14 protein-coding genes are annotated in these 15,494 nt (G+C 39.9%); 4 read left to right on the forward strand and 10 right to left on the reverse strand.

Going from position 1 to position 15,494, the window contains the following annotated elements; genetic code table 11:
- Position 1: 1 nt before the first annotated feature.
- Positions 2–631: a response regulator transcription factor gene (locus MED121_RS16610; RefSeq protein ID WP_009834897.1), complete on the reverse strand. Its 630-nt coding sequence runs from the start codon at positions 629–631 to the stop codon at positions 2–4.
- Positions 632–1,087: 456 nt separating this feature from the next.
- On the opposite strand from MED121_RS16610, the gene MED121_RS16615 reads away from it, so the two are divergent.
- Complete coding sequence (locus tag MED121_RS16615) at positions 1,088–1,525, forward strand: hypothetical protein (protein WP_009834898.1); 438 nt, start codon at positions 1,088–1,090, stop codon at positions 1,523–1,525.
- Positions 1,526–1,684: 159 nt separating this feature from the next.
- Here MED121_RS16615 and MED121_RS16620 read toward each other — a convergent pair whose 3' ends face one another.
- From MED121_RS16620 to purU, 6 genes are read right to left on the reverse strand one after another with little or no spacing between them, the layout of a single operon-like run.
- Positions 1,685–2,275, reverse strand: coding sequence for a sarcosine oxidase subunit gamma (locus MED121_RS16620; protein ID WP_009834899.1), 591 nt, complete (start codon positions 2,273–2,275; stop codon positions 1,685–1,687).
- Positions 2,275–5,196, reverse strand: coding sequence for a 2Fe-2S iron-sulfur cluster-binding protein (locus MED121_RS16625; protein WP_009834900.1), 2,922 nt, complete (start codon positions 5,194–5,196; stop codon positions 2,275–2,277). The genes MED121_RS16620 and MED121_RS16625 overlap by 1 nt, the downstream gene beginning before the upstream one ends.
- Positions 5,193–5,504 (reverse strand): sarcosine oxidase subunit delta, encoded by a 312-nt coding sequence (locus MED121_RS16630; protein ID WP_009834901.1) that lies wholly within the window; start codon positions 5,502–5,504, stop codon positions 5,193–5,195. Before MED121_RS16630 ends, MED121_RS16625 begins: the two co-directional genes overlap by 4 nt.
- A gap of 9 nt (positions 5,505–5,513) precedes the next feature.
- Complete coding sequence (locus tag MED121_RS16635) at positions 5,514–6,761, reverse strand: FAD-dependent oxidoreductase (RefSeq protein WP_009834902.1); 1,248 nt, start codon at positions 6,759–6,761, stop codon at positions 5,514–5,516.
- A 45-nt stretch (positions 6,762–6,806) separates the two neighbouring features.
- Positions 6,807–7,670 carry a bifunctional methylenetetrahydrofolate dehydrogenase/methenyltetrahydrofolate cyclohydrolase FolD gene (gene folD, locus MED121_RS16640; protein WP_009834903.1) on the reverse strand — a complete coding sequence of 288 codons (864 nt, stop codon included), beginning with the start codon at positions 7,668–7,670 and terminating at the stop codon, positions 6,807–6,809.
- 18 nt (positions 7,671–7,688) lie between these two features.
- Complete coding sequence (purU, locus tag MED121_RS16645) at positions 7,689–8,543, reverse strand: formyltetrahydrofolate deformylase (RefSeq protein WP_009834904.1); 855 nt, start codon at positions 8,541–8,543, stop codon at positions 7,689–7,691.
- A gap of 187 nt (positions 8,544–8,730) precedes the next feature.
- On the opposite strand from purU, the gene MED121_RS16650 reads away from it, so the two are divergent.
- Positions 8,731–9,486, forward strand: coding sequence for an IclR family transcriptional regulator (locus MED121_RS16650; RefSeq protein WP_085987762.1), 756 nt, complete (start codon positions 8,731–8,733; stop codon positions 9,484–9,486).
- 130 nt (positions 9,487–9,616) lie between these two features.
- Here MED121_RS16650 and MED121_RS16655 read toward each other — a convergent pair whose 3' ends face one another.
- Entirely contained in the window at positions 9,617–10,615 is a 999-nt protein-coding gene (locus tag MED121_RS16655; RefSeq protein WP_009834906.1) for an Ldh family oxidoreductase, read from the reverse strand.
- A 570-nt stretch (positions 10,616–11,185) separates the two neighbouring features.
- On the opposite strand from MED121_RS16655, the gene MED121_RS16660 reads away from it, so the two are divergent.
- Positions 11,186–12,400, forward strand: a complete 1,215-nt coding sequence (locus MED121_RS16660) for a phosphoribosyltransferase family protein (RefSeq protein ID WP_009834907.1) — start codon at positions 11,186–11,188, stop codon at positions 12,398–12,400.
- 140 nt (positions 12,401–12,540) lie between these two features.
- Here the strand turns inward: MED121_RS16660 and MED121_RS16665 are convergent, their stop codons facing one another.
- Both MED121_RS16665 and MED121_RS16670 read right to left on the reverse strand, forming a co-directional pair.
- Positions 12,541–13,149 carry a glutathione S-transferase family protein gene (locus MED121_RS16665; RefSeq protein ID WP_009834908.1) on the reverse strand — a complete coding sequence of 203 codons (609 nt, stop codon included), beginning with the start codon at positions 13,147–13,149 and terminating at the stop codon, positions 12,541–12,543.
- Positions 13,150–13,365: 216 nt separating this feature from the next.
- Entirely contained in the window at positions 13,366–14,145 is a 780-nt protein-coding gene (locus tag MED121_RS16670) for a transporter substrate-binding domain-containing protein (protein WP_009834909.1), read from the reverse strand.
- 347 nt (positions 14,146–14,492) lie between these two features.
- On the opposite strand from MED121_RS16670, the gene MED121_RS16675 reads away from it, so the two are divergent.
- Positions 14,493–15,338, forward strand: coding sequence for an enoyl-CoA hydratase/isomerase family protein (locus tag MED121_RS16675; RefSeq protein ID WP_009834910.1), 846 nt, complete (start codon positions 14,493–14,495; stop codon positions 15,336–15,338).
- The last annotated feature ends 156 nt before the right edge of the window (positions 15,339–15,494 follow it).

The raw sequence follows: 15,494 nt of genomic DNA on the forward strand, positions 1-15,494 counted from the left end.
ATTAAATAACACCAAGTTCGATGGCTTTTATCACGGCGCGTGTTCTGTCCCTTACTTGCAGCTTGGCTAATATAAAAGAAACTTTATTTCGAATCGTTCCTGCGGATTTGAACATAATCTCCGAGATTTCATTATTTGAATAACCTGCAGCAATAAGTCTTAGGACCTGAATTTCATTAGACGATAATCCATCTTGCTTATTTTCATTTTGAGCCGTTTTTTCTTCCGATATTTGACTTGTAACAACGGGCTGAACAAACACTTCTCCAGCATAGACTTTTTCAACAGCAGTCAGTAAAAGCTCTAAACTGACATCTTTTCTAATATAACCTTTTGCACCTAACCTAATAGACTCCAATACAAGGTGATGCTCTTCAAACGCGGTCAGCATAATAGTCGGCAGGGATATATTCTTTTCATTCATTAATGCCAATACTTCAATACCGCTCATTTTTGGCATTTTAATATCTAACAGCATGACATCAGGTTTAAACCTTTTAATTGACTCAATAACATTTAAACCATTGTCGAGTTGCGCCACAACCTCAACTTTTCCAGTCAGCCCTAAAAGGCTAGCAATGCCCATTCTGATTAGGTTTTGATCATCTACCAGTAGTAATTTAATATCCATAATTAATGCTCCAAACACTCCCTTTAGCTCATTCCATTAAGCCAATCTCAAATATAACTGCCTCTATTGATATCAATTAGAAAACAACAAAAATGCCTTCACCTAAAATACTCGTACAGCTACTTACTAACTAATTGATTTATTTCTTTTATTGACCTTGCAAGAATCAAACCTTAGAATAATTAACTTTGATTAAAGTCATGTCACACACATCCTTTTTGAACCTTTCAGAATCAAAAAGTGACACTTTACAAAAATCTACATTCTTTAAATGCAATAATCAAGCTTTATAATTAAAACGAATTGCATTACTTAGAGTAATCATAAGAGAAGCTAGATTTTTCTTACTTTTGATCAATACTTAATCAATTATATTTTCATCCACTTGCTGCTAGTAGGTGCCAAATAATATTTTCGTACCCAGCGTTTTAGATATCATAATAAAGGTAAAGGTCTTTGAATAATTTAAATATCATTCATCTTTTTGAAAGCGTATTACGCATTCATTCCTATGAGTCTACTGTCACACATTTATCAAAATCCATTGATAATTATGCTAATTACACACTTTTCATAAAGCTACTTGATAAAGCGGGAAGAAAATCTAAAGTTGCGAACTCTTATTCTGATCCCCACTTAAAAACACAACCTTTAAGACTGATTGCTCAAACTGTACTTTTTGATGTGAGCAAGTTATCAAGAGAAGATCAAAACAAACTCATCACATTCATCGCCGAACATTACACTCAAGCTGCGATTGATAAACTTAAGTCAATCTTTCTTGAATCCGTCCACTTAATAAATTCTAAAAGAGATAAAGCCAAGGAAATAGTGGCTTTGATGAAGTCTCATAAACTTGATTTTACCGATATAAGAGAACACACAAACAAGTGAGGTTTTCAGTTTATTTGAAATGAGCAAGTCTAGTTAAGGCTAATTTATATACAATCAAAAAGCCTGATCAATAATACTTAATCAGGCTTTTGTAAAAGCGATAAACGGGTTTAAGCTACTTTCTGAATTTAAACAGCGATTAGCTTAGTTTCTTTAGCGCTAATTAAACTCTGCACTTGCATCCGCAATCGCATCCCATAAGTGTTGAGTGCCTGCTATATCAGATAGAACTAAATAGCCTTCTTCACCAGAAATAACTTGCTTAGCGATAATAGCATTCACTCTGGCGACAGAGGTTTGAGCGATACTTGCACACTCAAATGCCTTTTCACTCAAATCAACGCCACACACTTTGGCAAACATATTCGATGTATTTTCACCTCTCACTAGAAAACATCCGTGACTATGCTGACAATATAAACGATAAACATTAGCAACACCCTTTGACGCAAGTTCTAACGCTTCAATAAACTCATGTTGCGACTTATCAGTATCAATAACCCAAAACTCTGTGTGGCTGAGGCGCAATACAAGCACGCCAGCCGCAGTTACAACTGATTGATTAGGAACAGCAGGTACATTGAGACCTTGCTCTCTTAGAAAGGACTCTACGCCCCTCCCTCTAAATCCCACTCTCGAGAATAAGGTATGATCATGCATACTGATGTTTGAGTTTATTAATTCAGGTGAGCCAACGACCAATTGACTACGACGAAGCTCTACAGCCGAACTTAGGTTATAGAAATTCATTACAGCACCTCCTGACGGGCATTATCAACATCATAAAAAGGTAAAGGCACAACCTCAGCCATAACAAGCTCGCCATTATCAACACGTATCGGAAACTTAGAACCAACCTCTTGCTGATTAATGCCAACAAATGCCATGCCGATATTCGCATTTATAGTCGTTGAAAATTCTGATGAAGTGACATTGCCTGTAATTGCGCAATCAAGTTGTGAATTTGATGCCAAAACAATGTGGCCTTCTTTCGGGCGACTTGATTTAGCATCTAATTTAAAGCCAACCAATTTACGAGTTTGCTCTCGTGCCATAACGATATCGACAGAACGGTTACCTATAAAGAATGGTTTTTTACGACTAATCGCCCAATCAAGTGATAACTCGCCTGGATGAGACATACCATCTGTATCTTGGCTAACGATAATATGACCTTTTTCCAACCTCAAAAGGCGCTGAGTCTCAACCCCAAAAGGCTTCATATCAAACTCTTTACCTGCTTCCATTAGGAGATCCCAAAGTGTTTCACCAAATAAACTAGGCATATGAATCTCATAGCCAAGCTCACCCACAAAACCAACTCTTAATAGTCTAACTGGCACACCCTGAATCGTACCTTCACGATAACCAAGATAAGGGAATGCTTCGTTTGAAAGATCAACATCTGAACAGACTTTTTCAAGTACTTTCCTAGACAATGGACCGGCCACGTTCACAGCAGAGAATGCAGAAGTCACATTTGCGATATCAACATCTAGGCGCCATTGAGCATTCCATTTTGTCATTTCGCGATAAACGGCATCAACGCCACTCGTTGTCGCAGTAATATAATAATGATCATCTTCTATACGACAGGCAACACCATCATCAATCACAACACCTTGCTCATTAGTTAAGACAGCATAACGTGTCTTACCTACAGGCTGTTTCAAGAAGGCAAAAGTATAGATTCTGTTTACAAACTCAGCCGCATCAGGACCCCTAACCTCTAAGCCCCCTAAGGTACTCACATCTATCATGCCAACAGCATTACGCACCATCACTGATTCGCGCTGAATTACATCATCACGTTCAGCAGGAGACCCATAGTAAGCAGGTCTGCGCCACACACCAGCAGGTATCATATGAGCACCAAGCTCTAGGTGGCGCTTATGCATAGGCGTATATTTATGTGGGTTGAAAATTCGACCAGCAATATTCGCCAACTTTTCAGGCACAAATGGCGGCCTTGCAGTTGTAACACCTGTTTCGGTAACGGTTCTATTCGTTGCATCAGCAACCAAACGTGCTGTTGGTAGTGCTGAGTGTCTACCTTGAGATGGCCCCATACCAACGGTTGAAAAACGCTTAACTAACTGAATATCTCTGTAGCCTAATCGTGTCGCGTTGACAATATCCTTGGCCTGAAGGTCTTCGTCAAAATCAACAAAGTCTTTACCCTTTGGGTGTTTGAAAATTGGCCATTCGAAATTTGTTTTAACCTTGCAGCAAATCGGTTGTGGCTCTATTGTTTCTAAACCTAACGACAACAAACTATAATGAGCTGCAAGCTCACCATCCCTAACTACCGCATCAAGATCATGTACACCATTTACAGATCCAGCAATTTGGCAGTTATCTGGTAAGTTTGTTAACGAGAATAACGCTGAATCATCGTTATAGCTTAGCTTGGCACCAGCTTGGCATAAAAGTTGGTAAACAGGCATATAGCCAGACGACATACACAATAAGTCACAGTCTACTTTTACGCCTTTTTTGGATACGCTACCTTTACCATTAATGTCATGAACCATCACACCAGATAAATGCTTTTTATCTGAGCTAGGAAGTGCTTCATAAACAGTCGAATTTAGACGTACTTGTAGACCAATACTTGCAACAGCACTTTTTAATTCTGGTGAAGCACCTTCTTTTCGCATATCAAGAATGAGCGCGACCTCTACACCATTCTTAGCAAGCTCTAGAGCACAATAGTAGCCATCATCATTACCTGTTAACACAACGGCTTTATTACCAGGTTTAACAGCATATTGAGACATCAATCTCATTGCTGCGCTAGACATCACAACACCAGGTACATCATTATTTCTGAATACGACATGCTGTTCAAATGCGCCAGAAGCAATCACACATTGCTTAGCTCGCACTTTATACATGCGATTGCCTTGAATAACGGGCAAGTAATTGTCAGCAAACCAAGCATTACACGTTGCACTCGTTAGCGTTTGAATATTGATATGGTTAAGCACTTTTTCTGTTAGCTCTTCTCTTAGGCTTTGCGCTTTTTTACCCGCTATATCAAATCTGTGATAAGTCAGCGCACCACCAATAATAGGGTTCTCATCAATAAGTAATACATTTGCACCAGCATCAGCCGCTTTTAATGCCGCAGCTAATCCAGCAGGGCCAGCGCCAATAACTGCAAGATCACAAAACAGATACGCTTTATCATGATAAGTAGGCGTAAAACTTAAATCAGCATAGCCTAAACCCGCTTTTTTACGGATAAAGGGTTCCCATTTATCCCAAACACCTTTTGGCTTATAAAAAGCACGGTAATAGAAACCCACAGGCATAAAGCGCCCTGCGTATCCTAATTTGTCATCCTTATCATGCTCTAGGGAGCCATTATAGTTCTGCCCCATAACATTCATATCATCAACAATACTCGATCTATCAGCTAGTACATTTGGCTCATTTTCCAACTGAACGAGTGTATTGGCATCTTGGCCCGCCATGGTTAATGGCCCACGAGGTCGATGATATTTAAATGAACGAGACATGAGCCATTGGTCATTAGCGATCAAAGCGCTGGCTATTGTGTCACCTTCTACGCCTTGATAATTTTTACCTTCAAAGGTGAAGTTGACAGGCTTAGCAGGGTTAATAAATAGGCCCGCTGAATTTGGTAATCTATTATAACCTCTCATGATACAACCTCCTGAGCTGGCTTAGCCTTTACCTCGAAATCAATTCTCTCTTTAAAGATTTCAGAAGGATCATAAGTTTTTAATATCTCATCACTTGCAGTGTGCCTTTCCGCAATAAACCAATACCCAGAGGGTGAATGAAACCACCACTCTTGTACGATGCGTATTGTATTGTCGTAATAAAAAACGTACTCGGCCCACTCTTTATCTGAACAGTTCACCATGTCAGGCATGGGTTTAACCTCTCCACCATAAACAAACTCACTAATGTTTCGTGGTCCGTTTAGTGGGCAATTCATAATTTTCATAATAACCCCTTAATGGCTAGCAGCCGTTGCACCCATTTCATTTACTTGACGGAACACATCAAACCTATCCATAGAAAACGGCGCAATCAAATCAGGCACTTTGCCGCCGCTAGCGACTAGTTCTGCCATTGTCTTGCCGCAAATAGGTGTCGACTTGAAGCCCCAAGTCCCCCAACCCGCATCTAGATAGTAATTATCAACGGGACTTAACCCCATAATAGGGCTGTAGTCTGATGTCATATCTGTGATACCTGCCCATTGGCGCATAAGTTTCAGATTTGCCATGAAGGGAAACATTTCAATAGCACTAGCCAGCAAGCTTTCTTTCAAATCTAAGGTAGAGCGAGTGTTATAAAGTGGATAAGGGTCAGAACCTCCCCCAAAAACAATTTCACCTCGACCCGTTTGCTGAACATAGCAATGCAATGCAGAAGAACTAACGAGAGGATCAAGAAATGGTTTAACAGGTTGAGTGACCATAGCTTGCAATGGGTAAGTGGTAATTGGCATTTTAATGCCCGCCATTGCAGCAACAATTGAGCTATGCCCTGCTACGGCCTGTACAACGCAACCACATTTCACTGTACCGCGATTAGTTTTAACGCCAGTAACCTTGTTATTCTCAGTAATAACATCAACGACTTCAGTGAGTTGGTGTAATTCCACGCCTCTTTGTGTGGCACCTTTTGCGTAACCCCAAGCAACAGCATCATGGCGAGCCGTGGCTCCATCGATATGCCACAAGCCTGCTAAGACGGGCATATCTGCTGGATTCATATTCAGAGTAGGTACAAGTTCTTTGATTTGCTGCGGATCAATCAGTTCAGTTTTACCACCGAAATGTGTATTCACTTCAGTACGCTGCCTAAAAGATCTTACTGCAGCATCGGTATGAGCAAGTGTTAGCTGGCCACGAGATGAGTACATGATGTTAAAATCAAACTCATTCGATAGCTGCTTAAATAGATCAACTGACTCGGTATAAAACTTAACCCCTTCAGAGGTTAGGTAATTAGATCGAATAACCGCCGTGTTTCGCGCTGTATTACCGCCTCCTAAATATCCTTTTTCTAGAATCGCGATATTAGTAATACCGTGGTACTTAGCAAGATAATAAGCGGTTGCAACACCATGACCACCACCACCAATAATGACAACGTCATAGTGCTTTTTTAGATCTGTTGGTGTAGGTAAATCCACATCATTTTCAAATGGATAATCGTTTTTTAAACCATATTTCAGCAAGGAAAAAGGCATGAAAAAATCCTCATTAAAGAAAAAATCGAATTAACATCAGTCTTTTTAAACACCTAATTGGTGCTGAGCTGCGGTTAACGTATTTTGCATCAGACAGGCAATCGTCATTGGTCCGACACCACCGGGCACTGGTGTAATCGCTCCCGCTATGCTTGAGACTTGATCGTAATCAACATCCCCTAACAAACGCCTCTTACCCTCTACCTCAACGGAGTTTATCCCTACATCAATTATCACAGCGCCAGGCTTAACCCATTCTTTTTTAACAAGAAGCGCTTGGCCCACTGCGGCAACTAGAATGTCAGCATTTCGACAAATTGATTCAATACCTTGAGTTTTAGAGTGGACTGTCGTCACGGTACAATTAGCTTGTAAAAGCAAACTTGCCATAGGCTTACCGACAATGTTTGAACGACCAATTACCACCGCATTTTTACCTGATAAATCATCTATCTCGCGGTTTAGCATGATCATGCAACCCAAAGGTGTACAGGGAATAAGCGACTTTTGACCTGTCACTAGGTTACCAACATTTTGCGGATGGAAGCCGTCTACATCTTTAGCTGGTGAAATTGCTTCAATGACATGGCTTTCATCTAGATGCTTTGGTAAAGGCAGCTGCACTAAAATGCCATGCACACTGTCATCCTGATTAAGCTGGCTAATTAGCTTATCCAGTTCTTCTTGACTGGTATCCTTTGCCAAATAATGTTCTGTTGAATTCAAGCCAGCCTGATTGGCTCTCTTTACTTTATTTCTTACATACACAGCGCTTGCAGGATCTTCACCCACCAGCACAACAGCCAATCCTGGCGTGACCTTCTGGTCTCGTTTAAAAGCAGCAACATCGAGGGCTACTTTTTCAACAATGTCATCGGCCAGGGCTTTACCATCAATTCGAACAGTCATAACACCTACTCCACACGCCTATTTGAAAACAATAGATTTATTGCCATACATGAAAACACGATGCTCAAGATGCATTCTTACCGCATTAGCTAGTGCAACCGTTTCTGTATCACGACCCACAGCCACAAGACGCTCTGGTGAATAAGTATGATCAACTGGCTGGACAGACTGTTCGATGATTGGGCCTTCATCTAGATCTGATGTGACATAGTGTGCCGTCGCACCAATAAGCTTAACGCCACGCTCATGTGCTTGGTGATAAGGTTTAGCACCTTTAAAGCCAGGTAAGAAAGAATGGTGGATATTGATCGCTTTACCATTAAGTTCTTTACAAAGAGAATCTGACAAAATCTGCATGTATCGAGCGAGCACAACTAGGTCAGTCTCTGTTTCAGAAATAATGTCTAATAAAGCCGCTTCTTGCTTCGCCTTATTCTCTTTATTAACAGGTAAATGAACAAATCGAATACCCTCACGCTCAGCCATAGGTCTCAAGTCTTTATGGTTTGATACTATCGCCGTAATTTCCATTGGCAGCTCGCCTTTACGGTGGCGATATAAAAGATCGTCCAAGCAGTGGTCAAATTTACTCACCATGATCAGTACTTTTACTGGCTCATCATTACCGACAATCTCCCAATCCATATTGAATCGAGAAACCCGCTCATTAAAACCATCTCGGATTGATGCAATCGTGTTGTCCTCACCTTCAATTCGACAAACAGCGCGCATATAAAAATGCTGACTATCTTCATCGTCAAACTGATGCATTTCAGCAATGTAACAACCTTGATCTGCTAAGTAAGTTGAAACCGCAGCGACAATCCCGCTAGCGGCATCACAAGATGCTTTTAATACGAACTCTTTAGCCACAACAATATCCCCACATATAAATCATTTATTCAAATATGAATTTAAAAACACATAAATCATGCTTTTCAACGCTATTGAATTCAAATATATTTAAATAAATCATTTTTGAAAGTAAAAACATTAAAAATGGCATAAAATGCACAAAGTAATTTATATATGAAAACTTTGATCAAATATGGAATTAACTATGAGTAATAGCCCTGAATATCACGTACCAGCATTATCTCGAGGACTACAGATCATTGAGATGTTTAATAGAGAGAAAAGAGTATTAAATACACAAGATTTTGCTGAGCACCTTGGTGTTAGTGCTTCCTCAACCTATCGTATAGTGCAAACACTGTTAGATATGGGCTATTTAAAGAAAGTAACAAGAAATGCCTATGAACTAGGACCACAAGTTGTCTCCCGTGGCTTTGCGTTTTTAGCAGGTAGAGACTTAGTTGATATCGCATCACCTTATATCAACGAACTGAGAGACAATGCCTCCATTTCTTGCCACCTAGGTATTCGTGATGGTTTAGAAACTATATATATTTATCGTGCTCAGGCGTCCCAGCGCTTATCGGTTAATATTCCTCTTGGCTCAAGATTACCTTGTCATACCAATGCAATGGGACGTGTTTTATTGCAACAGCTTAGTGATATTGAACTAAATGCTATGTATCAAACACTTCAGCTTGATATTTACCCAGGGCCGCATCCACAATCCCTACCAGAGCTTAAAAAGCTTTTAAAAGAAGAATGGGGGCGAGGCTTCTCAAGCAACCGCTCTGATAATGCCACAGCCATTGCAGCACCTATTACCAATTACCTCGGTCAAACAATAGCGGCAATTAACATCTCAGGTGCTGATCAAATCATGAACAACCAAGAACAATTTGAAAATGCCAAAGAACAATTACTCGCAACAGCTAGCGCCATTTCAAGGTTAGCGTCTTAGCGCTTTCCTTATCAGCCATTTTCCATGCATTCTTAAAACAAAAAATCCCAGTGCATAACACTGGGATTAATAAATCACGTAAAAGCGATATTAGATTACTTAAAAAGAGATGTTAAGTCGTTTGAAAGCGCTATTTAGATGCTAAATCAAGTACGGTATCCCAAAGCACTTTGCTAATAGCGACTTCAGAAACGACCTCTTTGTTAGAGCCTGGCAATCTGGCATTTGGCTGGCTACTTACCGCTTCTTCTAGTGTTTCTAGTCTATCCCAGAACGCATCACCTGAATAAACAGTAGGGTCTAATAAAAAGTAAAATTGGCCAAGATCATGTGGACCACCCTCAGCAGCTTTAAGCGGCGGCGTATTCACACTATTGTTTGATCCAGTTACAGCCGCGGCAAAAATCTCTGCCATCAAACCAAAGCCATATCCTTTGTAGCCACCCGCTGAAACAAGCGAACCTTCAAGGCCTGCTACCGGATCATCCGTTGGCTCGCCATTTTTATCGACAGCCCAACCAAAAGGTATTTTCTCACCAGCAGCTGCAGCGATACGTATTTTACCAATCGCTATCGCACTGGTCGATTGATCAAATTTAAAGGATATACCGCCATCTTTTGCTGGAACGGCCATTGAGATAGGGTTAGTGCCTAATACTGCTTTTGAACCGCCTGGTGGCGACACACATGCTGGCGCATTCGTCATACCAACCGCGATTAAACCCGCATTAGCAATTTGCTCAGTAAAATAACCCATTGATGTGCATGTGTGTGAATGTCTGATGGCTAATGAAGCGATGCCATTTTCTTTCGCCACTGAAATAGCTTTTTCAAAACCTTTTGCGAATGCCGCTTGCGCAAAGCCAAGTTGTGCATCTACTTCAATCGCAGAAGATTTTGGTTGACTGACAATCGGGTCTACATCCCCTTTCACTCTACCTGTTTTAAGTTGAGTGCAATAACTCTCTAAATAGAAAAGACCGCAAATCATGTTACCCACAGACTCTGCTTGTCTTACTGCTTTAGCCACTTCAACGGCAACCCAGTTTGCTGCACCATGGGCGATTAAAGCTTGCGCTGTTTTCTGCTCAATTTCGTCTAGCGGTATAATTATTTTTTCTTCAGCCATCTGTGCCTCGATTTTAAATAGTGTTCTAAAAAGTCTTTGCTAAGCAAAAAATTAGCGAGTTTAATCAATCGATTTAATAGGAAAGCTTGCAGTCTTATCAAATAAGAAAGTTTTATAGCGTCATAAGTATCTCTAGAAAGTAAATTCGTTTTCTCACTTCTTCATTTATAAGTTGGTTATCAACCCCTTACTAAAGGGCCATGGGCTCAAATGCGTGAGTTAAACAGGCAAGTAAAACCTAATGATGTGAAAAATTAAAACGGCAACGAATATTTAGATACAAAGATTCATTTTATATATAAATATTGTACGCCTTCTATACGACTCTCATTTTTGTTTGAACCAGTTTAAAACACCGCTTAAACCTGAAAGATTGTCTACTAAAACACCAATGAAAAATCTGACCTAAAGGTCAGTAATATCAAGACTTTCGTAAACTTATAAGCTAACTCATTAATTCTATAAATAAGTTAAATAAAATTTTAAATTTTCTTCAAAATGACTCTATCGCATGAGGCTAACAAGTATTAGAATCTGCGCAAATCCCCTATCCCTAACAAAGGATCTCTCATGACTTTGTCGACAAACCAGTCATCTAATGTCGTAGTAGTAAGTAACTCTTCTGATAACCCTTTTGCTATTGATGTCGCCTACGCTATGGGCCAACATGATGACATCGCTGATATCATCAGCATGAAACAATTCATGAACTCAGAGTTTTGCCCACGCTTCATTTCGGATGAATCAGATTTTGAAAATATAGGTCGTAAGTTAAAAGGCAAAGCGGTTGTTATTGTCAGTACAGGTAGCCTTGTTAAAAGCCGTCAAGAATTAGCAATGACCAACTTAATCATTGCAAGAGCGGCAAAAGAAAATGGCGCTGAGCGCGTTATTTTGGTTGAGCCAGATTTATTTTATAGCGCACAGGATCGTGGTGCATCGAAAGACTTAGGGGAAACAAGCTTCGATCGTGATATTAACGATGTTAAAAAGTTTGATGGTCAGCCTTTCACTGCCAAACTATATGCTCAAATGCTAAAACTTTCTGGTGTGGATACCGTGATGACGATCCATAACCACTCAGACTCAGTTCAGAAGATCTTCACTGAAGTCTTTGATGGTGATTTTCACAACTTAATTCCTTACGAAATTTATTCTCACTACCTACTTAATTCCAACATTTTGGATTATGGGGAAGATGGTGAAGGACTCGTACTTTGTGCTCCAGATAAAGGCGCTCGCAGCTTCGTACAAAAAATGTTCAACACATTAGGCCTTAGCAAAGCGAAGTTTATTATGCTTGATAAAGAGCGTACTGCTGAGCGTAAAGTTGAAATCACGCTTCATAAAGAAAGTGAACACACATTTGATGGCTTAGATGGCGCTAGCATTATCTTGTTTGATGACATGGTACGTACAGGTTCTACCGTTGTTAAATCTTGCCAGTTCTTACAAAAAATCAATCCAGAACGTATGGTATTTGCGGTTTCTCACTTCTATGCAAGTGACGAAGGTCGTCAAAAAATGGCTCACCCTGCACTCGGTGAAATCCTAACCCTTAATACATTACCTACTATTCTTAACCGTGATGTTCAAGGACGTCTACGTAAGAAGATGGTCGTACTTAAAGTAGAAAAATGGTTAGCGCAAGAACTATGTAACATTCTTGATTTACCACAAAGCCACGAGCAAAACCCTTACAAGATTGATATGTCTTCTAAGAACCCTCGCTTTAAACGCAAAATTTGGTTTAGTGAAGAACTTCACGAATTAAAGAAAAAATAAGATGAGTGCTGAGTCTTCATAGACTTAGCGCCTCAACAAAATAGTGCCTCAAAATAGCGCCTCAAATAAAAAAGCCCCATCAAAGCTAACTTGATGGGGCTTTTTTCAAAGCACTAGATACACTCTTTACTCGTTCAGAGCTAGCCAAGGGCCGCCGCTTTTATATAAGCCGGACGTGTTTGAACCTTATCAAGGTAAGATTTTGTATGAGTAAAACCATCAAGCAAACCTAAGCTCGCTGAAATTTCTAACATAATCGTCATCATGATATCTGCGCCGGTGAATTCATGGCCCGCGAAATAATCTCGTTCAGCCAATACTGACTCAATATAACCAAAATCTAACGCAATCTCTTTGGCAATATAACCATCCATAGCTTGATTACCTGCTCTTTCCTCTAGCCCCATAAATAACTTGCACATAACAGGTAAGGCTAATGAGCCTTCAGCAAAATGAGACCACTCTAAATACTGATAATATGCCTTAGTGTCTTTGTTAGGCCTTAATCGCCCTTCACTATCTTGATCAAGAATGTATTCAAATACAGTGCTCGATTCACATAAGGTAATTTCACCATCCTGAACGATAGGTGCTTTTGCCAAAGGGTGAATGGCTTTTAAGCTAGCTGGCGCCAAACGCGTGACAGGATCTCGTTCATGATCAATGCGTTCATATGGCATACCTAGCTCTTCAAGTAGCCAAAGAACACGCTTAGAGCGAGACTGGTTTAAATGGTGCACAACTAACATATTAGGTCCTTTTAAATGACTTTTTAATTGAATTTCAAATACAGATAATCAGGGCAGTTCAGCTTAATTCAATCCTTGAAAAGTATCTTTAACCTTAGACTGGGAGGATGGAACACATCATTGAACGTTATGATATAAATAAATGAGAAAACTGAGAAAACTTAGCTTAGAAAGTTTTTAAATGCGCTTTAAGCCAGAAAAGACATCAAATATGAATTAATCATCAAGCCCGTATTTTTGCTGTAACCCTAAGTATTCAGATGTTGATTTAAAGGCTTTCATGGCATCCGAAAAAGTTTTAGCCAAGGCGCCATGACTTTTAGCCTTACCAAATACAAGATAGTGCTCTCGCCCCTCGGTAAGATAGGGTTTTAAAAACACCACTTCATCTTCAACACCAATACGTTTCGCATGATAGCCAATATCACCAACATGGCCGATTGCCATATCCATGCGCCCTGCTAACAGCATCTTTAAAAGATTTTCTTCATTTTCGGCAATACTCACTTTATTAAGTGATGTCATTTCATCAAACCTTTCTTGATAAGAGAATCCCAGCACAGTGCCAATCGAATAAGGCATTAATGAACTGAGCTCACCCGAAAAATGAATATCATCGATATACTTTTTCTCTATAATAAATCCAACTGTGGCTTTTGAAAGAACGTTTCCTTCATAAAAATAGCCAAATGCTTCACGCTCACTCGTCTTCCCCATATAGGTAATAGCATCGGCGTCACCTTTTTTAATCATTTCAATGGCTCGATTCCAAGGAAGGCTTTCAAAGGTCACTTTAAGGGGGATGGCGTCGGCTACTTTTTGTATTAGCTCGATATGAAAACCTGTCAGCTCACCCTCTACAAACATTTCATGGGGAGGCCAAGAGCCATCAGGCCTAACGATTAAAAGCTCTTCTGCTGTCTCCTTAGCAAACCCCGTTTGAGCTAAGCAAATCATTAAAATCAGACAGAGTTTTTGAAGGTAGCGAGTTGCCATTTATCTTTCCATTGTATTACGCGTTTAATTCAGTTTATTGCAATCCGCTCAGAGTAATTCAACACATATATAAAGTTGAGTAAGGCAGAGACACCCTATTCGATTAGATTGCTTTTTATTTTAGTTTAGCGGATTGAACAAGTATCGGCATCATCCTTAGCTTAAAACGAACATATCTTCACTTTTCTTCAAGTTAACGCTTAATTATTAATATTTTGTTAAAAGTGTTTAACCATTATCAAGAATAATAAAAATTATATGAATAATTTAGTATTTCAATACACACCTGATAAGCCTTTTATCAATAAGTGTGATTAGCCCAAATACGATTATCTGGAGAATTGATTATGAAATATGAAGGTTTTCAAACTTTCACAACTGAGCAGAATGAAGGCATTTTGACAGTCACATTTAACTTCGGTTCAGTGAATGTACAAGGTCAAGAAATGCTTGCTGATCTTAATAGCCTTGCCATGCGATTAGAGCGAGATCGCAACACGAAAGTTGTCGTGTTTCAGTCGGCTAACCCAGAGATTTGGGTTTGTCATTACGACACAGAGCTACTTAAGGACATGTCTGAAGAAGCCGTGTCTCGAGACGAGGCACAACTATTAGATCTACAAGCAATTTGTGAACGAATCAGTAAGGTGCCACAAGCAACCATAGCTAAACTGGAAGGTTTTGCTCGTGGTGGTGGTCATGAGCTTGCCTTAGCGCTAGACATGAGATTTGCTGCCCGCGGTAAATATAAACTTATGCAGATGGAAGTCGGTATGGGGATTCTACCTTGTGGTGGCGGCACATCTCGTATGGCAAGGCAAGCGGGTTTAGGCAGAGCCCTTGAAATTATCCTAAGCGCTCGTGACTTTGATGCGAACGAAGCGGAAGCTTACGGCACAATCAACAAAGCCTTTGACGCAGATGAAATCGGTCCATACGTAGATAGCCTCGCCAAGCGTATCTCACAATTTCCAGCAGAATCAATCAATGCCTGTAAACAAGCGGTTTATGAATCCATTGATAAGCCGATTGATGAAGCACTTAAAGCCGAAGCTTATTGGCTGTATCAAGCAACAAGTAAAACAGCCGCGATTAAGCGCTTCACCATTGCAGACGAGCAAGGTCTAGAACACGATATTGAAAACCAACGTAACTGGAATGAGCTTGTCATGAAGGTTCAAGAAATTAACTAGTTAACGCTCTAGATTGAGCTTTCATATAGATTTTAATCCAGTGAACAAATGTAAGAAGCTCAATCTTTATGCATTAAATTCTTAAGTTTCTATGAGGCATAGAGAGCAGTTTTTCTATGTCTCTTTTTTCTATTCTAAAAAGTGCGCTAGGAAGAA

Origin of the sequence: Marinomonas sp. MED121, assembly GCF_000153025.1 — a bacterium.
In the GTDB taxonomy this organism is placed as follows: Bacteria; Pseudomonadota; Gammaproteobacteria; order Pseudomonadales; family Marinomonadaceae; genus Marinomonas.